The sequence below is a fragment of the Streptomyces sp. SolWspMP-5a-2 genome (assembly GCF_900091845.1).
Classification (GTDB): Bacteria; Actinomycetota; Actinomycetes; order Streptomycetales; family Streptomycetaceae; genus Streptomyces; species Streptomyces doudnae.
Window position 1 is genome coordinate 16,159 of sequence record NZ_FMCI01000330.1, and the last position, 19,021, is coordinate 35,179.

Consider the following 19,021-nt stretch of genomic DNA (forward strand, 5'->3'; position numbering starts at 1 on the left):
CGGTGCGGACCGTGCGCCCGCCGTCGCGGTGGAACAATCGGCACCATGGCGGAGATCCTCCAGAAGGACGGCACCTGGGTGTTCGACGGGGATGCCCTGCGGCTGACCCCGGGGCGCGACAAGAACGTCAGCCTGTTCCGCAGGACCCTGGGCGAACTGGTGGTCCCGCTGGGCGCGTTGGCGGGCGTCTCGTTCGAGCAGGGGCGCAGGTCCGGGCGGCTCAGGCTGCGGCTGCGCAACGGCGCCGACCCGCTGCTGCACGCCACCGGCGGCCGCCTCACCGAACCCCACGACCCCTACCAGCTGGTGGTCGACCCCGACCGCTACGGCGTCGCCGAGTACGTCGTCGACGAGGTGCGCGCGGCGCTGCTGCTCGCCGAAGTGCCGGCCGACCCGCTCGACCGGTACCTGCTGCCGGGGCCCGCTGTGCCGCTGTCGGTGTCGGCGGGCGACGGCACCGCGAGCTTCGACGGCGAGCGGGTGCGCCTGGAGTGGAACTGGAAGACGGAGGACGCCAAGTCCGCGGCCGGGGCCCGCACGCTGACCGTCGGCGAGCTGGCCGCCGTCGACTGGCATCCCGCGGCCGGGCTGGAGAACGGGCATCTGCGGTTCACGGTGCGCGGCGCCGCGAGCGAGGCGCCGCCCAAGTACGACCCGCACGCGGTGGAGCTGTGGGGGTTCAAGAAGGACCCGCTGATGGCCCTGGTCGCCGCCGCCGTGCAGGCCCGGCTGCCGCATCCGGCGGCCGGGCCCGGCGCGAAGGAGGCCCCGGCCGCCGTCGCGCCACCGGCCCCGCGGCCCGCCGCCGACGACCACGACGCGCTGCTGCGACGGCTGCGGGAGCTGGGCGAGCTGCACCGCGCGGGGGTGCTGACGGAGGAGGAGTTCACCCTCGCCAAGCAGGCGGTGCTCAGACGGCTGTGAGGGCCGCCGCGGCGGCGGCCCGCACGGCTACCTGACGCGGCGGGCCACGGTGAAGTGGTCGATCCGCGCGCCGGTCTCGGCGATCCCGCTCACCGTCAGGGTGGCCGAGCGGCCCCTGGCGGCGGGCGCGACGTCCACCCGCAGGAACGAGTAGTCGAGGTAGCGCACCCGCGACCAGGTGACCGTCTCGTCGGCCTTCCCCGCGGCGGTGTTGACGAAGGAGGCGACCGAGTCGACCTCCTGCTCGTGGCCCTCGTAGGAGAGCGGGGCGCTGAAGGCGTACAGGCTGCGCCCGGCCGCGCCCGCCGTCACGTAGACGACGCCCTCGGTCTCCGGGTAGGCGGTGGCGCCGATCGGGAGCTTCTTGACGACCTCGCCGCCCTTGAGGACGTCGGTGCGCTCGTACTGGTGGTTGTGGCCGTTGATGACCAGGTCGACCGTGTACTTCTCGAACAGCGGCACCCACTCCCGGCGCACGCCGCCCTCCGAGGCGTGCGCGGTGGAGGTGCAGTAGGCGCAGTGGTGGAAGAAGACGACGACGAAGTCGATGTCCTTCGCGGCGCGGTACTCCTTCAGCCGGGCTTCGAGCCACCGGGTCTGGGTGCCGCCGGAGAGGCCGAGGTTGGCGGGGATCTCGAAGGAGACGTCGTTGGCGTCGAGGGCGATCACGGCGGTGTTGCCGTGCACGAAGGAGTAGACGCCGGGCAGGTTGCGCGGGTCGGGTCCGTTCCCGGGGAGGTTCCAGCGGGCCTGCTCGCCGCCGTAGCCGTGCGGCGCGTACCAGGCCTCCATGTCGTGGTTGCCGTAGGCGGGCATCCACGGGACGGACTTGGCGACCGACTCGGTCTGGGCGAGGAACTGGTCCCAGACCCGGGAGTCGAAGCCGGTGTCGGAGGTCTTCCCCGCGCCCGCCGGGTCGGCGTAGGCGATGTCGCCCGCGTGCAGGTGGAAGGCGGGGTTCTGGCCCAGCAGCAGGCTGTTGTTGGCGAGCCCGTGGTAGCCGACGCCCTCGTCGCCGAAGGCGGTGAAGGTGAACGGCTCGCGGTGGCCCGGCGCGGTGGTGAAGGTGCCCAGGGTGCCGGTCAGCCGGGCCTCGGCCGGGTCGAAGCCCTGGTGGCCGACGCCGTAGTAGTAGGTGGTGCCGGGCCGCAGGTGGCTGAGGGCCGCGTGCAGGTAGTACTGCGTGTGGTCGCCGCTCGCGCCGACCCCGGCGGGGGTGTACAGGGTGCGGACCTCGGCCTCGATCCGGCGCGAGAGGTTCCAGGGATGGGCGCCGATCCGGACGAAGGGCCTGCGGACCGCGACCGGCACCTGCCAGGAGACGGTCATCTCGGTGCGCGGGTCGTCGCCGTAGGCGAGGTGACGGCCGAAGGGGGCGACGTGCGCCCCGTCGACGGTCCCGGTGGCGGGGGCGGCGGAGCGGGTGGGGACGGCGGCCTGGGCGACCGCGCCGGGGACGAAGGCACCGCCGGTGACGGCGCCGAGGGTGACGGCGCCGCCTCTGATCATCGTGCGCCGGGAGAACCTGGCGCGGAGGTATTCGTGCTGCTCGGCCATGCTCATCCGGGCGGCCAGCGGCTCGGGTACTCCCATACGAGGAATGTCCATGACGTCTGAAGCTCGTACCGGCAGGCGACCAACCGCAAGACGCGGGATGGACAGGGTGCGAACAGCCTCTCATAAGAGTTTCAACAGTCCTCTGCCCGAAATCGGGCAGGATTCTTGCGAAACCCCTCCCCTTACTCCAGGATCTACCGAGTGCACGACGAACTCGTTGATCATCTGACGCGGTCGACGCCCCTCAACCGGGGCGAAGCGCTGCGCGTGGTCCAGGACGTGCTCGCCTACTTCGACGAGACGACCGAGGAGTACGTCCGTCGCCGCCACCGCGAACTCCAGGCACAGGGCCTGGTGAACGCGGAGATCTTCGACCGGATCGAGGCGGACCTGAAATACCGCGCGGTCGCGCCGCCGGAGCTGACGCTCCGCCAGTTGCGCCGCATCGTCTACGGCTGAGGGACTCATCTGCATGTGCGGAATCGTCGGATACATCGGCAGGCGTGACGTCGCCCCGCTCCTCCTCGAAGGGCTCCAGCGCCTGGAGTACCGCGGCTACGACTCGGCGGGCATCGCCGTCACCTCGCCGAAGACGGCCGGTCTGCGGAGCGTCAAGGCGAAGGGCCGGGTGCGCGACCTGGAGGCCAGGGTCCCCGCCCGCTTCAAGGGCACCACCGGCATCGCGCACACCCGCTGGGCCACCCACGGCGCCCCCTCCGACGCCAACGCCCACCCGCACCTGGACGCGGAGGGCAAGGTCGCCGTCGTCCACAACGGCATCATCGACAACGCCTCCGACCTGCGCCGCAAACTGGAGGCGGACGGCGTCGAGTTCCTCTCCGAGACCGACACCGAGGTCCTCGTCCACCTCATCGCCCGCTCCCAGGCGCCGACCCTGGAGGAGAAGGTCCGCGAGACCCTCCGGGTGATCGAGGGCACCTACGGCGTCGCCGTGCTGCACGCCGACTTCGCCGACCGCATCGTGGTGGCGCGAAACGGCTCCCCGGTGGTCCTCGGCATCGGCGAGAAGGAGATGTTCGTCGCCTCCGACATCGCCGCGCTGGTCGCCCACACCCGGCAGATAGTGACCCTCGACGACGGCGAGATGGCGACCCTCAAGGCCGACGACTTCCGGACGTACACCACCGAGGGCACCCGCACCACGTCCGAGCCGACCACCGTCGAGTGGGAGGCCGCCTCCTACGACATGGGCGGCCACGACACCTACATGCACAAGGAGATCCACGAGCAGGCCGACGCCGTGGACCGGGTGCTGCGCGGCCGGATCGACGAGCGCTTCTCCACCGTCCACCTGGGCGGCCTCAACCTGGACGCCCGCGAGGCCCGCCGGATCCGCCGGGTCAAGATCCTCGGCTGCGGCACCTCGTACCACGCGGGCATGATCGGCGCCCAGATGATCGAGGAGCTGGCCCGCATCCCGGCCGACGCCGAGCCCGCCTCCGAGTTCCGCTACCGCAACGCGGTCGTCGACCCCGACACCCTGTACGTCGCCGTCTCCCAGTCCGGCGAGACCTACGACGTGCTCGCCGCCGTGCAGGAGCTGAAGCGCAAGGGCGCCCGGGTGCTCGGCGTCGTCAACGTCGTCGGCTCGGCCATCGCCCGGGAGGCCGACGGCGGGATCTACGTGCACGCGGGCCCCGAGGTCTGCGTCGTCTCCACCAAGTGCTTCACCAACACCACCGTCGCCTTCGCGCTGCTCGCGCTGCACCTCGGCCGCACCCGCGACCTCTCGGTCCGCGACGGCAAGCGGATCATCGAGGGCCTGCGCAGGCTGCCCGCCCAGATCACCGAGATCCTCGACCAGGAGCAGGAGATCGAGAAGCTGGCCGCCCGGTACGCCGAGGCCCGCTCGATGCTCTTCATCGGCCGGGTCCGCGGCTACCCGGTCGCCCGCGAGGCGAGCCTCAAGCTCAAGGAGGTCTCCTACATCCACGCCGAGGCCTACCCCGCCTCGGAGTTGAAGCACGGCCCGCTGGCCCTCATCGAACCGGCGCTGCCCACGGTCGCGATCGTCCCCGACGACGACCTGCTGGAGAAGAACCGCGCCGCGATGGAGGAGATCAAGGCCCGCAGCGGCCGCATCATGGCGGTGGCCCACCAGCACCAGGAGAAGGCCGACGAGACGATCGTCGTCCCGAAGAACGAGGACGAGCTGGACCCCATCCTGATGGGTATCCCACTGCAACTCCTCGCCTACCACACGGCGTTGGCCCTGGGCCGGGACATCGACAAGCCGCGCAACCTGGCCAAGTCGGTGACGGTCGAGTAGCCGCCCCGCCGCGACACGCGAACGGACCCCCACGCGCGCTGCCACCTGCCGCGCGTGGGGGTCCCTCCATGTCGCCGGGGCCGCCCAACTCCCCGGCACCGGGCTGCCTTTGAGCCGGAGGCCGTCACACCCCGGCCGGCAGCGCGTCGCGAGGGCGCCGACGGCCGGGAGGGGCGGGCGCCTTCCCGGGGGTGCGGTGACGCGAACGGCACGGTGGATCCGTGACCGGTATATGCCCTTCACCAGGGCGGGGACACCCCTACGCGCCAGTAGTCTCACGCAGCGCGCACACCGGCAGGGCGCCGGCGCGGGACGCGCCCCGCCCGGGGACACGGAACGTCACGGGATCACGATCACGGGCCGCTGCGCCCGCTTGGCGAGCCGCCCGGCGACGGAGCCGAAAATGCGCCCCACGATGCCGTGCGTCGAGCCGACGACGATCGCGTCCGCCTCGTACTCCCGCCCCACCTCTTCGAGTTCGTGGCAGATGTCGCCACCGCGCTCGACCAGGATCCAGGGGACTTCCGAGAGGTACTCCGCGCAGGCGAGCTCCAGGCCGAGCACCTCGGTGCGGTGGTCGGGGACGTCCACGAAGACGGGCGGCTCGCAACCGGCCCAGACCGTGGTGGGCAGCCGGTTGGCGACATGGACGATGATCAGGCCGGAGCCGGAACGGTGCGCCATGCCGATGGCGTAGGCGAGGGCGCGCTCACTGGACGTCGAGCCGTCGAAGCCGACGACGACGCCGTGCTGGAACGCGGGATCGCAGGATTGACGTGGCTCGTCGGCCGCCAGAGGGTCGGCCGCCGTGGGATCGGCGACGGGCCGCTTGCGGTCCGCGGGTTCGAAGAATTCGTGACCGGCCATGGCTGTCTCGGCGTTGGGATCCTTTTGTGGGTGGGACAACAGTGAGCGGCGGAGCTGTGTCCGGGAATCATCTTCCCAACCCCATACCCCCAAGGGTACGGCGGCACGCCTCCTTAGCCCAGATCCCGCCCTCACTGCGCAAGGGTTCCCCGGAGCATGCACGAGGGTGCGCCCGTCACGCAATGGTTGCTGCGCCGTACAGGCGGTTTGCGTGGCATTCACCTGCCGGGCGGCGAAGGCGTACAGTGACCGACCGCTCGAACATGCGTTGAACCCGGAGAGCCTCGGCCCCAGGGAGCACCCATGTCCGGACCGCACCCCGCCCCCGACCGCCCTCGCGCGACCCCCCGTCCGCGCCAGGAATCGGCGACCGACGTCGTCCGCTGGGCGGCGTTCAGCTGCGTCCTGGTTCCGGTGGTCCTGCTCTGGTACGGCAGTTCGCTGGCGGGCGCGACCGGCACCGCCCTCGGCCTGGCGGCCGTCACCGCCGTCTGCCGCCTGCTGCTGCACCGGTCGGAGCGGTGCGCGGCGAGAGCGGCGGGCGGGGAACACGGGGCGTCCGGGGCGCAGGGGGAGCTTCGGGACGGGACGGACGTCGCGCGGCCCGGGGAGTCCGGCGGCCGGCGGGCGGACCTCGGCCACCCGGCGCACGGGACCTCCCCGGCGCCCGGGCCGGACGGGGCGCGGCAGGGGGGCGGGGACGGCGCGGAGGAAGAGGAGCGGACGGTCCCTCAGCAGGGCCAGCGGGGACGGACCGGAGCGGGTGTCCGTCGCGACAGGCGGCACACTGGAGGGAGTACACCGGTCGTCTGACCGGTTTTAGTGCTGCCACACACCTCTTTTCAGCCAACTTCTGGCCACCGTGCGTTTCCTGCCCCCACCACCCCCCAACCCCCGTTCCACCTGCACGGAAAGGGTCCCGAGGGGCGCGCGCACCCTACGTGGATTGGCCACTGCGACAAGGCGCACTTCCCTGCACGGCCCACGAGTGCAACGCTTCGTGATCGAATGCTTCACGCCAAGTTGCCAAGTCGACAATGTGCCGAGTGCTGAACTGGTCATCTCGGCGCCACGGGACGCAGTAGATTCGATCTTGACTCTTACGGCGGGGGACTCGTGCAGGACCGAGGGGAAACGTGCAGGAGCGACACAACCGAGGAGCCGCGACCACCGAGGGGGGCTTAGCAGGATGAGCCACGACTCCACTGCCGCGCCGGAAGCCGCGGCCCGGAAACTCTCCGGGCGACGCCGCAAGGAGATCGTCGCGGTGCTGCTGTTCAGCGGCGGCCCCATCTTCGAGAGTTCCATACCACTGTCGGTGTTCGGGATCGACCGTCAGGACGCCGGTGTGCCCCGATACCGATTGCTGGTGTGCGGCGGCGAAGAAGGTCCGCTGCGGACCACGGGCGGGCTCGAACTCACCGCACCGCATGGCCTGGAAGCGATCGCGCGGGCAGGCACGGTCGTCGTGCCCGCCTGGCGCTCGATCACCTCGCCGCCACCGGAGGACGCGCTCGACGCGCTGCGCCGGGCGCACGAGGAGGGGGCCCGCATCGTGGGCCTGTGCACCGGCGCGTTCGTGCTGGCGGCGGCGGGCCTGCTGGACGGCCGCCCGGCCACCACGCACTGGATGTACGCGCCGACCCTGGCGAAACGCTATCCGTCGGTCCACGTGGACCCGCGCGAGCTGTTCGTCGACGACGGCGACGTCCTGACCTCGGCGGGCACCGCCGCGGGGATCGACCTCTGCCTCCACATCGTGCGGACGGACCACGGCAACGAGGCGGCGGGCGCGCTCGCCCGCCGGCTGGTGGTCCCGCCGCGCCGCACCGGCGGCCAGGAGCGCTACCTCGACAGGTCTTTACCAGAGGAGATCGGCGCCGACCCGCTCGCCGAGGTCGTCGCCTGGGCGCTGGAGCACCTCCACGAGCAGTTCGACGTGGAGACGCTCGCCGCGCGCGCCTACATGAGCCGCCGCACCTTCGACCGCCGGTTCCGGTCGCTGACGGGCAGCGCCCCGCTCCAGTGGCTGATCACCCAGCGGGTGCTGCAGGCGCAGCGGCTCCTGGAGACGTCCGACTACTCGGTGGACGAGGTCGCGGGCCGCTGCGGGTTCCGCTCGCCGGTGGCGCTGCGCGGGCACTTCCGCCGCCAGCTCGGTTCGTCGCCCGCGGCCTACCGCGCCGCCTACCGGGCCCGCCGCCCCCAGCAGGAGCGGCAGGCCGAACCGGAGCCGACGCCGGTGCCCCTCCTCCACCCGGAGGGACCGGTCCCGATGCAGGCCCGCCGCACACCCACGGTGACGGGCCCGCCGCTGGCGAGCGTGCCGGGGCAGCGCAGCGGCACCTAGCGGGACGACACGGCGGGGACGCCGGACGGGCCGTCCGCCCGTCCGGCGTCCCGTGCGTGGGGCCAGGACCGGCGGCGCGACCGGTCCGGGACGGCGTTCCCGCGGCCCCGGTGCCGACGCGGGGCGACCCGGGGGCGCACACCGGCCGTAAGGTGGGCGCATGAACGATCGCATGGTGTGGATCGACTGCGAGATGACCGGCCTCTCGCTGTCCGACGACGCGCTCATCGAGGTGGCCGCCCTCGTCACCGATTCGGAGCTGAACGTACTCGGCGAGGGCGTCGACATCGTCGTCCGGCCGCCGGACCGGTCCCTGGAGACGATGCCGGACGTGGTGCGCCAGATGCACACCAGCTCCGGACTGCTCGACGAACTCGCCGGGGGCACGACCCTGGCCGACGCCGAGGAGCAGGTCCTCTCCTACATCAGGGAACACGTCAAGGAACCCGGCAAGGCGCCGCTGTGCGGCAACACCGTCGGGACCGACCGCGGCTTCCTGCTCCGTGACATGCCGACGCTGGAGAGCTACCTCCACTACCGCATCGTCGACGTGTCCAGCATCAAGGAGCTGGCCCGCCGCTGGTACCCGAGGGCGTACTTCAACAGCCCGGAGAAGAACGGCAACCACCGCGCGCTGGCCGACATCCGGGAGTCGATCGCGGAGCTGCGCTACTACCGCGAGGCCGTCTTCGTCCCCCAGCCGGGACCCGACTCGGAGACCGCGCGGACCATCGCCGCGAAGCACGTGGTGCCCGCCCGGTAAAGGGGTGCGCGAGCACCCCTTCGGACCCTGTACACTTTTTCTCGGCCGGTCGGTGAAACACCAAGTCACACGCCGGTCGTGGTGGGTGTAGCTCAGTTGGTAGAGCACCTGGTTGTGGTCCAGGTGGCCGCGGGTTCAAGTCCCGTCACTCACCCTGGAAGATCAAGGGCTGACCTGGAAGTTCAGGTCAGCCCTTGATCCGTTTCCCGGGTCCTCCCCTCGACGGCGCGCATCGCGGAACGCCCGGGGAAACCGGGCCCGGCCGCCCTCCAGGTGACATGGCGTCAGAACAGCGCCCGCCAGAGGGAGAACGACAGCGGCCACCTGCCGCCGGACGGGGTCCAGGACGGCGCCGGCGGCGGCCGTCTCCCACGGCGGGCGGACGGCTTTCCCGGGGTGCCGCACGTGCCGCCCGCGGCGCCCCCCGCTGCGCCGAGATGCAGGGTCCGCGGTCTGGGGCGAGCCTGGAGAAAGCCTCCTTCTCCCTATCGCTTGGAGCGTCATGATCGTCAAGATGTTGCACGAAAAGGGCCTCAAGGCGGAGCACGCGTACCTCGCGGGGTTCGTCTCCATCGGTTTGTCGGTCGCGTCGTGGTGCGGCTCGATGAAGGCGGAGGCCGCCGGTACGGCGCGCGCCGACCGCTGGGGGATCTTCGTCGGGGAGTGGGCCCCCACGTTCTTCGGGCTGGGTCTGGCGCTGGCGCACTACGAGCACGACGAGGACGCGTTGCACTCGGTGACCCGCTGACCCCGCATCCCGCATCCCGCACGGCAGAAGCCCGGCCCGGCCCCCGGCGCGGACCACGGAGCCCCACCCCCGGGTGGGGCTTCCGTCGTCACCCGCGACGCTCCGGCCGGACGGTGGACGCGCTCGGGGGCCGGTCGCCGCCGGGAGGCGCCCGCCCAGGTCAGTGCCCGGCCGCCGGGCGCGCGGCCCCGGTCAGGACGAGGCCCGGGGCACCAGTTCCGTCGCCAGGACCATCTGGCGGCGCTCCAGGCCGCGGGAGACGGCCGGGCGGCGGTCCGCGATCTCGGTGAGCAGCAGGTCGATCATGCGGCGGCCCATCTCCTCGATGGGCTGCCTGACGCTGGTGAGCGGCGGGTCCATGTGCCGGGCTATGGCCGAGTCGTCGTAGCCGACCAGCGCCACGTCGTCCGGGATGCGCAGGCCGCGCTCGCGCAGCACCTGGCGGGCCCCGGCCGCCATCACGTCCGACCCGGCGAAGACGGCGTCCAGGTGCGGGCGGCGGCCGAGCAGTTCGGTCATCGCGCGTCGACCGCCCTCCTCGGTGAAGTCGCCCGGCTCGACGAGGAGTTCGTCGACCACGTGCCCGGCGTCGCGCAGGGCGTCCCGGTAGCCGTCGACGCGGCGCTGGGCCCCGTACACGTCCAGGCGGCCGGTGATGTGGGCTATCGTGCGCCGCCCCCGGCCCAGCAGGTGCTCGACGGCGGAGCGGCCGCCGCCGTAGTTGTCGGAGTCCACCGAGGTGAGCGTCTCCGCGGCGGAGCGCGGGCCGCTGATCACGGCCGGGATCTCCAGCTGGGACAACAGGTCGGGCAGCGGGTCGTCGGCGTGCACGGAGACCAGCAGGACGCCGTCCACCCGGTGCGCGGCCAGGTACTGGGCCAGGCGCCGCCGCTCGCGGTCGCTGCCCGCGAAGATGAGCAGCAGCTGCATGTGCGTCTCGGACAGCTCGGCGCCGACGCCCTTGAGCATGTCCGAGAAGTACGGCTCGGCGAAGAAGCGGGTCTCCGGCTCCGGGACGACCAGGGCGATGGCGTCGGTGCGGTTGGCGGCGAGGGCGCGGGCGGCCGTGTTGGGCACGTAGCCCAGCTCGGCGACGGCCGCCTCCACGGCGGCGCGGGTGGCGTCGCTGACCCGCGGCGAACCGTTGATCACCCGGGAGACCGTGCCCCGCCCGACGCCCGCGCGCGCGGCGACTTCCTCCAGTGTGGGTCGTCCCCCACTCCTGCTCCGCGCTCCGTGGGTTGCCATGGGCCTCGCCTTCCCGCAGTCGTCATCTCACCGGCCTGTGGAATTTAACAGCCGGAGCTGGGGCGCAGACCGGCGCCGGGGGCGGGCAGCGCCCCGGCCGCCGGATCCGGCGATTCCAGTTAACGTCCCGATAACTGAAGGCATCACGCCCTGCTCGCTCCCTTGACACCCCCGCCGGAACCGGCCAACCTTCAACACATCACCTGTGGGAGCGCTCCCACAGTACCTGACACATACACATCCCGCACGTTCCCCGCCCGAGCCGCAGCGAGTACCAACGGGCCCAACAGTGCAGTTGGCCGGGGGGTCGGCACGTCAGGCAACAGGAGGACGCAATGCGCACGAGTACCCGCCGGTCCCACCGGCTGATGGCCCTCGCGGCCGTCGCCGCGCTGACTACGGGACTGCTGGCCGGTTGCGCCAGCGACTCGGACGACGGCTCGTCGAACTCTAACGACAGCGGCGGCAACGCCAAGGGCAAAACGACACTCACCATCGGCACCTTCGGTGTGTTCGGCTACAAGCAGGCCGGTCTGTACGACGACTACATGAAGCAGCACCCGGACGTCACCATCAAGGAGAACGTCACCACCCGCACCGACGTGTACTGGCCGAAGGTGCTCACCCGCCTCCAGGCCGGTTCCGGCACCGACGACATCCAGGCGATCGAGGTCGGCAACATCACCGAGGCCGTCCAGACGCAGGCCGACAAGTTCGTCGACCTGGGCAAGGACGTCGACAAGTCCCAGTGGCTCGACTGGAAGAACGACCAGGCCACGACCAAGGACGGCAAGCTGATCGGGCTCGGCACCGACATCGGTCCGATGGCCATCTGCTACCGCAAGGACCTCTTCAAGAAGGCCGGCCTGGAGACGGACCGCACCAAGCTCGCCGCGCAGTGGAAGGGCGACTGGGCGAAGTACGTCGACCTGGGCAAGGAGTACATGAAGAAGGCGCCCAGCGGCACCAAGTTCGTGGACTCCGCCTCCTCGGTCTACAACGCGGCCCTGGGCGGCGAGAGCCAGACGTACTACGACAAGGACGGCAACGTCGTCTGGGACAAGTCCGCGGGCGTGAAGAAGTCCTGGAACGTCGCGATGTCGGTGGCGACCAGCAACATGTCGGCGAAGCTGAAGCAGTTCGACAAGCCCTGGGACCAGGGCTTCGCCAACGCCTCGTTCGCCACGGTGGCCTGCCCGGCGTGGATGATCGGCTACATCGAGCAGAAGTCCGGTGACTCCGGCAAGGGCAACTGGGACGTGGCGGCGGCGCCGACCGCGGCCAACTGGGGCGGCTCGTTCATCGGCGTGCCGACGGCGGGCAAGCACCAGAAGGAGGCCATCGCCCTGGCGAAGTGGCTGACCGCGCCCGAGCAGCAGGCCAAGGTCTTCGCGAAGCAGGCCAGCTTCCCGTCGACCCCGGGTGCCTACACGAGCCTGAAGCCCGCCACCGAGACCACGTCGTACTTCTCCGACGCCCCGATCACGCAGATCTTCTCCGACTCGGCGAAGACGATCCCGTCGCAGTTCCACGGCGCCAAGGACCAGCCGATCGGCACCGCGATCACGGACGTCGGCATCCTCCAGGTCGAGCAGAAGGGCAAGACCCCGGCCCAGGGCTGGGACGCGGCCGGCAAGGAGATCAAGGACGTGCTCGGCCAGTGACCAGCTCCAAGCAGGCTCTCGCGGATCCCGCGTCGAGTGCCGAGGCCGCGTCCGGCTCCCAGCCGGGCGCGGCCCGGGGCGCTCGCGGTCGCGGTACGCCGGGCCAGGGCCCCGACTCCTGGCGCAGCCGGTTCTACCGCTGGGACATGAAGGCGTCGCCCTACGTCTTCATCGCCCCCTTCTTCGTCATCTTCGGCGCGTTCTCGCTGATCCCGCTCCTCTACACGGCCTGGTACTCGCTGCACAACGTGCAGCTGTCCGCGCTGGACCACCAGACCTGGGCGGGCCTGGACAACTACCGGAACCTGTTGTCCTCGGACTTCTTCTGGAACGCCCTGAAGAACACCTTCACGATCGGTGTGCTCGCCACCGTCCCGCAGCTGATGGCCGCGCTCTGGCTGGCCCATCTGCTCAACTACCACCTGCGCGGCTCCACCGTCTGGCGGGTCGTGATGCTCACCCCGTACGCCACCTCGGTGGCGGCGGCGACGCTCGTCTTCACGCTGCTGTACTCGTGGGACGGCGGCATGGTCAACTGGTTCCTGCACTTCTTCGGCGTCGACGCGATCAACTGGCGTGAGTCCGACATCGGTTCGCAGTTCGCGGTGTCGTCGATCGTGATCTGGCGGTGGACCGGCTACAACGCGCTGATCTACCTCGCCGCGATGCAGGCCATCCCGTCCGACCTGTACGAGTCGGCGGCCATCGACGGCGCCAACCGCTGGCAGCAGTTCCTGCACGTGACGGTCCCGCAGCTGCGGCCGACGATCCTCTTCACGGTCGTCGTCTCGACCATCGGCGCCACCCAGCTCTTCGGTGAGCCGCTGCTGTTCGGCGGCGTCAGCGGATCGAAGGGCGGCTCCGAGCACCAGTACCAGACGCTCGGTCTGTACATGTACGACCAGGGCTGGATCATCGGCAACCTCGGCAAGGCGTCGGCGATCGCGTGGTCGATGTTCCTGATCCTGCTGATCGTCGCCGTGATCAACCTGCTGCTCACCCGACGGCTGAGGAAGTCCCAATGACCACCAGTGAACTGACGTTGCCTCAGACGCGGGAGAAGAAGGGCCGCACCCGCCGGGTGATGGGCGCGGGCAAGCAGCTGCACGCCGGTCCTGTGACCTACGTCGTGCTCACCGTGTTCGCGCTGGTCTCGCTGGCCCCGCTGGTGTGGACCGCCATCGCGGCCTCGCGCACCGACCGGCGGCTGGCGGAGACCCCGCCACCGCTCTGGTTCGGCGGGAACCTGTTCAAGAACCTGGAGGCGGCCTGGGACCAGGCCGGGCTCGGGACCGCGATGCTGAACAGCACGATCGTCGCGGGCACCATCACCGTCAGCACGGTGCTGTTCTCCACCCTCGCCGGGTTCGCCTTCGCCAAGCTGCGGTTCCGGTTCTCCGGGTTCCTGCTGCTGCTGACCATCGGCACCATGATGATCCCGCCGCAGCTCGCCGTCGTCCCGCTGTATCTGTGGATGAGCGACTTCGGCTGGTCGAACCAGCTCCAGACGGTCATCCTGCCGACCCTGGTGACGGCGTTCGGCACGTTCTTCATGCGGCAGTACCTGGTCCAGGCGCTGCCGAGCGAGCTGATCGAGGCGGCCCGGGTGGACGGCGCGTCCAGTCTGCGGGTGGTGTGGCACGTGGTCTTCCCGGCGGCGCGGCCCGCGATGGCCGTCCTCGGCCTGCTGACGTTCGTGTTCGCCTGGAACGACTTCCTGTGGCCGATCATCGCCCTCAACCAGCAGAACCCGACCGTGCAGGTCGCGCTCAACTCGCTGGGCACCGGCTATGTCCCGGACCAGGCCGTGATCATGGCGGGCGCGCTGCTGGGCACGCTGCCGCTGCTGATCGCCTTCATCCTCTTCGGCAAGCAGATCGTGGGCGGCATCATGCAGGGCGCGATCAAGGGCTGACGCGGCCCCCGCGCACCACGCGCCCTCCGGGGCCGGGCCCGCACGGCTCCGGCCCCCTCCGCCCCTCCCCTTCTCTCCTCCCTCCTGCCTCTCCCCTCTCCCCGTCCACTCCCCTCCCTGTGTCCGCCCTTCCCCCTGACGACCCGTCGGTCTCCACGACCACCAATGGGAGCGCTTCCATGTCTGAGTCCGCCACACCGGCGACCCCGGTGACCTTCCCCTCCGCCTTCCTCTGGGGCTCCGCGACCTCCGCCTACCAGATCGAGGGGGCGGTGCGGGAGGGCGGCCGTACGCCCTCCATCTGGGACACCTTCAGCCACACCCCCGGCAAGACGCTGGGCGGCGAGCACGGTGACATCGCTGTCGACCACTACCACCGCTTCCGCGACGACGTCGCGCTGATGGCCGACCTCGGCCTGACCTCCTACCGGTTCTCGGTCTCCTGGCCGCGGGTGCAGCCCACCGGGCGGGGTCCGGCGGTCCAGGTGGGCCTGGACTTCTACCGGCGGCTGGTGGACGAGCTGCTCGCGCACGGCATCAAGCCCGCGGTCACCCTCTACCACTGGGACCTGCCGCAGGAGCTGGAGGACGCGGGCGGCTGGCCCGCGCGCGACACCGCCTTCCGGTTCGCCGAGTACGCGCAGATCGTCGGCGAGGCGCTGGGCGACCGGGTGGAGCAGTGGATCACCGTCAACGAGCCCTGGTGCGCGGCCTTCCTCGGCTACGGCTCCGGCGTGCACGCGCCCGGCCGCACCGACCCGGAGGCGTCCCTGCGGGCCGCCCACCACCTCAACCTGGCGCACGGCCTGGGCACCACCGCCCTGCGCTCGGTGATGCCCGCCCGCAACTCGATCGCCATCAGCCTCAACTCGTCGGTCGTCAGGCCCGTTTCGCAGAGCCCGGCGGACCTCGCCGCCGCGCAGCGGATCGACGACCTGGCCAACGGCGTCTTCCACGGCCCGATCCTGCACGGCGCGTACCCGCAGACACTGCTCGCCGCCACGTCGTCCGTCACCGACTGGTCGTACGTCCTGGACGGCGATCTCGGCCTGATCCACCAGCCGTTGGACGCGCTGGGCCTCAACTACTACACCCCGGCGCTGGTCTCGGCCGCCGACGAGGGGCGCACCGGTGCCCGCGCCGACGGACACGGCGCCAGCGAGCACTCCCCGTGGCCCGCCGCGGACGACGTCGAGTTCCACCAGACGCCGGGCGAGCGCACCGAGATGGGCTGGACGATCGACCCGACCGGCCTGCACGAGCTGATCATGCGCTACAGCCGGGAGGCGCCCGGACTGCCGCTGTACGTCACGGAGAACGGCGCGGCCTACGACGACAAGCCCGACGCCGACGGCCGGGTCCACGACCCGGAGCGGATCGCCTATCTGCACGGCCACCTCGCGGCGGTGCGGCAGGCCATCGCGGACGGCGCGGACGTGCGCGGCTACTACCTGTGGTCCCTGATGGACAACTTCGAGTGGGCGTACGGGTACGGGAAGCGGTTCGGCGCGGTGTACGTCGACTACGCGACGCTGGCCCGCACCCCGAAGTCGAGCGCGCTCTGGTACGGCGAGGCGGCCCGCACCGGGACGCTGCCGGAGGTGCCGGCGCCGGGACGGTGACGACGCCGTCCCACCGGACCGGACGGGGCGCGGCGCCCGTGGGGGGGGCGCCGCGCCCCGTTCCCGTGGGACGACATGCCGCGGCGCCCCGGCCGGATGGGGGGTTGGTGCCGGCCGGGGCGCCGCCGCCCCCGTTGGTCGGTGGATCAGCCGACGGCCTTGAACGCCTTCGAGAACGCGAACGGGTCCTGGGCGATCGAGCTGCACGTCGCGTCGGCCACGTCCTTGGCGCCGCCCGCGCACTGCTTGTCGCGGGTCGCCGACCACATCGACAGCCAGCCGAGCCCCTTGGACTTGGCGAACTCCACGAGCTGGGCCGCGTCGTCGACCTTGAAGATCTCGGACGCGACGTCGTTGACGCCGAGCATCGGGGTCACCGCGACCGCCTGCCAGGCCGCGCTGTCGGAGAGCCCGAGGACGCTCTTGACCTGTGCCTGGGTCGCGGTGGCCGCCTGGACGGCGTAGTCGCCCATGTCGCCGCTGTAGGCGGGGCCGTAGTCCATCGCCATGATGTTGACGGTGTCGATCCGCACGCCGTTGGACTTGGCGTTCGCCAGCAGGCTGACGCCGTCCTGGGTGAGGCCCTCGGGCATCACCGGGAGGGTGTAGGAGACGTTCAGGTCGGGGTGCTGGGCCTGGAGCGCGGCGATGGCCTGGGCGCGGCGGGTGTTGGCCTGGGTGTCGGGCAGCGCCCCGCCCTCGACGTCGAAGTCGACCTTGGTGAGGTTGTAGGCGTCGACGGCCTTGCCATAGGCCGCGGCCAGCGCGTCCGCCGAGGAGCAGGTGGTCGCCAGCTCGGAGCCGGAGGCGCCGCCGAAGGAGACCCGGACGTCGCCGCCCTTGGCGCGCAGGGCGCCGATCTGGGAGGCCACGCCGTCACTGCCGAGGTCGGTGACACCGCCCCACTTCGGGGTGCAGCCGCCGCCGTCGGTGACGAAGGCGAGGTTGTAGTCCTTGACGCCGGTCGCGTCGGCGCTCGCGAGCAGGTCGAAGGCCGGGTAGAGCGAGGTGTCGACGTAGGGGGCGAAGCCGCCCGCCGCGGTGGTGCCGGTGCCGGCGTCCTTGGTGGGCGCGGCCGTGGTGGGGGCGGCCGTGGTGGGGGTGCCGGTGGGCGCGTCGGTGGGGGTCGACGGGCGGGTGGCGGTGGCCGTCGGGGACGGGGCGTCGGTGGGACGGCCGCTCGGCTCCGGGGTCGGGCCGCTGTCGGCGGAGCAGCGGGTGTCGTCGACGAGGCAGCCGGTGGGGTCGGCGGTGCCGTTGACGACGAACCCGACGGTGACCGACACGCCGGGCGCCAGGCCCTCGGTGTCCCACTTGGCGGCCTTCACCGTGACGTGCCGCCCGCTGACGCTGGACTCGGCGTTCCACAGCGAGCTGAGCCGGGAGCCGTCCGGCAGGTCGAACTCCAGCGTCCAGTCCTTCTCGGTGGCGCCGGTGTTGTTGGTGACGACGTACTGGCCGGTGTACCCCGTCGACCAGTCGCTGGTCCTGGTGTACGCGGCGCCGACGCCCGCCGCCTGCGCGGTGCCGGTGAACAGGAGCGCGCCACCGCCGACCACGGCCGCCGCGACGACGCCGCCGATCGCCTTGTTCCTGCCACTGACCTTGCGGCGGTGGGTCCTCATACGCGTGCCTGCCTTCGCTGTTCACGGGGTGGGGGTGCGACAGCACGCTAGCGAGGGGCAATCGGGCAAAGCGGTTGATGCGGACGCCGGTTGAGGTTCTTAGGGTGCGCTTAAGGATGGGATCGGGGGCGGTTAAAGATCCGGCGCGCGGCGGGGTTCGGGGGCCCCGGGGCTGCGTCCCCGGGGGGCGTTTGGGGGTGGGGCCGGGGCTGCGTCCCCGGGGGCGTGCGGGGAGGGTGGGGCGCATCCGTGATCCCGTCCCGGTGTCCCGCCCTGCGCCCCGTGCGGCCGTGTTCCCGTGTGCCCCCCGCGCCCCCGTGTCGCCCTGCCGTGTTGCCCCGGTCAGCGGAGCGCCAACCCGCGGCGTCTGCGGACCGAGCCTCGGTGGCCGCGGCGTTCCGGTTCGCGGCCGTCGAGCTGGATCCAGACGCGCACCTCGGTGCCGCCGAGCACCGACGAGCCGATCCTGACGTCCCCGCCGGTCGCCTCGGCGAGCCTGCGCACGATGTCGAGGCCGAGGCCGGTGGAGCCGTCGCTGCCGGAGCCGCGGCCCCGGGCCATCGCCGCCCGCGGGTCGGATATCCCGGGGCCCGCGTCCGAGACGAGGACGATCACCGCGTCCTCGCCGTTGTGCACGTCGACGGCGAAGGCGGTGCCCTCGGGGGTGTGCCGGAAGACGTTGCCGAGCAGGGCGTCGAGCCCGGCCGCGAGGTCGGCGCGGGCCACCGGTATCCGCACCGGCCGGTCCGCGCCCGCCACGCGCCACTTGCGGCCCTCGTCCTCGGCGAGCGCCGACCAGAACGACATCCGTTCCCGCACCACCTCCGCGGCGTCGCACCCGGCGCCGGGACCGGCCGCCGCCGTCTTCGGCTTGGCCTCCCGGGCGGTGCGGATGATCGTGTCGACCTCACGCTCCAACTGGGCGACCGCGGCCCTGGTCTGGTCGGCGGCCGGGCCCTCGCCGAGCGAGGCGGCGTTGAGCCGCAGCACGGTCAGCGGGGTGCGCAGCCGGTGCGACAGGTCGGCCGCCAGTTCCCGTTCGTTGGCGAGGAGTTGGACGACCTGGTCGGCCATCGAGTTGAACGCGACGGCGGCCAGGCGCAGTTCGGTGGGCCCCTCCTCCGGGACCCGGGCGCCGAGCTTGCCCTCGCCGAGTTCGTGCGCGCCCTCGACCAGCCGCTGGGCGGGCTGCACCATCCGCACCCCGAGCCGGTCGGCGACCGCGACCGAGCCGACGATCAGGGCGGCCCCGACCCCGGCCAGCACCGCCCACGCCGTCCCGACGCCGTTGCTGACCTCGGACTCGGGGACGTACACCTCGACGACGGCGATCGCGCCGGAGCTGAGGGCGACCGGCTGGAGCAGGGTGGAGCCGCCGTCGACCTCGCTGGTGGAGGCGCGGCCGAGCTTGCGCACCGTCTCGATGTCGGCGACGGCGGCCCGGCGGC

General features: G+C 71.8%; 16 protein-coding genes and 1 tRNA gene. 12 read left to right on the top strand and 5 right to left on the bottom strand.

The genetic code is table 11. From position 1 onward, the window contains the following. Positions 1-45: 45 nt before the first annotated feature. A complete protein-coding gene (locus GA0115242_RS32870) occupies positions 46-924 on the top strand; it encodes a DUF4429 domain-containing protein (RefSeq protein ID WP_093835050.1) in 879 nt (292 codons plus the stop codon). 27 nt (positions 925-951) lie between these two features. Here GA0115242_RS32870 and GA0115242_RS32875 read toward each other — a convergent pair whose 3' ends face one another. Further along, positions 952-2,517: a purple acid phosphatase family protein gene (locus GA0115242_RS32875; RefSeq protein WP_176729955.1), complete on the bottom strand. Its 1,566-nt coding sequence runs from the start codon at positions 2,515-2,517 to the stop codon at positions 952-954. 165 nt (positions 2,518-2,682) lie between these two features. On the opposite strand from GA0115242_RS32875, the gene GA0115242_RS32880 reads away from it, so the two are divergent. Both GA0115242_RS32880 and glmS read left to right on the top strand, forming a co-directional pair. Beyond that, a complete protein-coding gene (locus GA0115242_RS32880; protein ID WP_093835054.1) occupies positions 2,683-2,940 on the top strand; it encodes a hypothetical protein in 258 nt (85 codons plus the stop codon). 13 nt (positions 2,941-2,953) lie between these two features. Further along, positions 2,954-4,771, top strand: a complete 1,818-nt coding sequence (gene glmS, locus GA0115242_RS32885) for a glutamine--fructose-6-phosphate transaminase (isomerizing) (protein WP_093835056.1) — start codon at positions 2,954-2,956, stop codon at positions 4,769-4,771. Positions 4,772-5,110: 339 nt separating this feature from the next. On the opposite strand, the gene GA0115242_RS32890 is transcribed toward glmS, so the two are convergent. After that, positions 5,111-5,638: a universal stress protein gene (locus GA0115242_RS32890; protein WP_093835058.1), complete on the bottom strand. Its 528-nt coding sequence runs from the start codon at positions 5,636-5,638 to the stop codon at positions 5,111-5,113. Between the two features lie 303 nt (positions 5,639-5,941). Here GA0115242_RS32890 and GA0115242_RS42615 point away from each other — a divergent pair, with 303 nt between their 5' ends. The 5 genes from GA0115242_RS42615 to GA0115242_RS32915 all read left to right on the top strand — a co-directional run bounded on the left by GA0115242_RS42615 (position 5,942) and on the right by GA0115242_RS32915 (position 9,499). Beyond that, positions 5,942-6,451, top strand: coding sequence for a hypothetical protein (locus GA0115242_RS42615; RefSeq protein ID WP_107461553.1), 510 nt, complete (start codon positions 5,942-5,944; stop codon positions 6,449-6,451). A gap of 376 nt (positions 6,452-6,827) precedes the next feature. Next, the gene (locus tag GA0115242_RS32900) at positions 6,828-7,988 is read left to right on the top strand and encodes a helix-turn-helix domain-containing protein (protein ID WP_093835060.1); all 1,161 of its coding nucleotides are present in this window, start codon (positions 6,828-6,830) and stop codon (positions 7,986-7,988) included. 160 nt (positions 7,989-8,148) lie between these two features. Continuing rightward, on the top strand, positions 8,149-8,751 hold the full coding sequence (gene orn, locus GA0115242_RS32905; RefSeq protein WP_093835062.1) for an oligoribonuclease: 603 nt from the start codon (positions 8,149-8,151) through the stop codon (positions 8,749-8,751). A gap of 81 nt (positions 8,752-8,832) precedes the next feature. Beyond that, positions 8,833-8,905: transfer RNA gene (locus GA0115242_RS32910), tRNA-His, on the top strand. Positions 8,906-9,253: 348 nt separating this feature from the next. Further along, a complete protein-coding gene (locus tag GA0115242_RS32915; RefSeq protein WP_093835064.1) occupies positions 9,254-9,499 on the top strand; it encodes a hypothetical protein in 246 nt (81 codons plus the stop codon). 192 nt (positions 9,500-9,691) lie between these two features. On the opposite strand, the gene GA0115242_RS32920 is transcribed toward GA0115242_RS32915, so the two are convergent. Then, a complete protein-coding gene (locus tag GA0115242_RS32920; protein WP_093835066.1) occupies positions 9,692-10,747 on the bottom strand; it encodes a LacI family DNA-binding transcriptional regulator in 1,056 nt (351 codons plus the stop codon). 335 nt (positions 10,748-11,082) lie between these two features. Here GA0115242_RS32920 and GA0115242_RS32925 point away from each other — a divergent pair, with 335 nt between their 5' ends. The 4 genes from GA0115242_RS32925 to GA0115242_RS32940 all read left to right on the top strand — a co-directional run bounded on the left by GA0115242_RS32925 (position 11,083) and on the right by GA0115242_RS32940 (position 15,948). Continuing rightward, positions 11,083-12,411: an ABC transporter substrate-binding protein gene (locus GA0115242_RS32925; RefSeq protein ID WP_093835068.1), complete on the top strand. Its 1,329-nt coding sequence runs from the start codon at positions 11,083-11,085 to the stop codon at positions 12,409-12,411. Next, complete coding sequence (locus GA0115242_RS32930; protein ID WP_093835070.1) at positions 12,408-13,436, top strand: carbohydrate ABC transporter permease; 1,029 nt, start codon at positions 12,408-12,410, stop codon at positions 13,434-13,436. Before GA0115242_RS32925 ends, GA0115242_RS32930 begins: the two co-directional genes overlap by 4 nt. Next, the gene (locus GA0115242_RS32935; RefSeq protein WP_176729956.1) at positions 13,433-14,326 is read left to right on the top strand and encodes a carbohydrate ABC transporter permease; all 894 of its coding nucleotides are present in this window, start codon (positions 13,433-13,435) and stop codon (positions 14,324-14,326) included. Before GA0115242_RS32930 ends, GA0115242_RS32935 begins: the two co-directional genes overlap by 4 nt. A 179-nt stretch (positions 14,327-14,505) precedes the next feature. Then, entirely contained in the window at positions 14,506-15,948 is a 1,443-nt protein-coding gene (locus tag GA0115242_RS32940; RefSeq protein ID WP_093835072.1) for a GH1 family beta-glucosidase, read from the top strand. Positions 15,949-16,094: 146 nt separating this feature from the next. Here the strand turns inward: GA0115242_RS32940 and GA0115242_RS32945 are convergent, their stop codons facing one another. Together GA0115242_RS32945 and GA0115242_RS32950 are read right to left on the bottom strand one after the other, a co-directional pair. Continuing rightward, positions 16,095-17,573, bottom strand: coding sequence for a glycoside hydrolase family 18 protein (locus GA0115242_RS32945; protein WP_093835074.1), 1,479 nt, complete (start codon positions 17,571-17,573; stop codon positions 16,095-16,097). 342 nt (positions 17,574-17,915) lie between these two features. After that, positions 17,916-19,021 (bottom strand): sensor histidine kinase (locus GA0115242_RS32950; protein ID WP_093835076.1); only part of this gene is annotated, 1,106 nt, incomplete at its 5' end.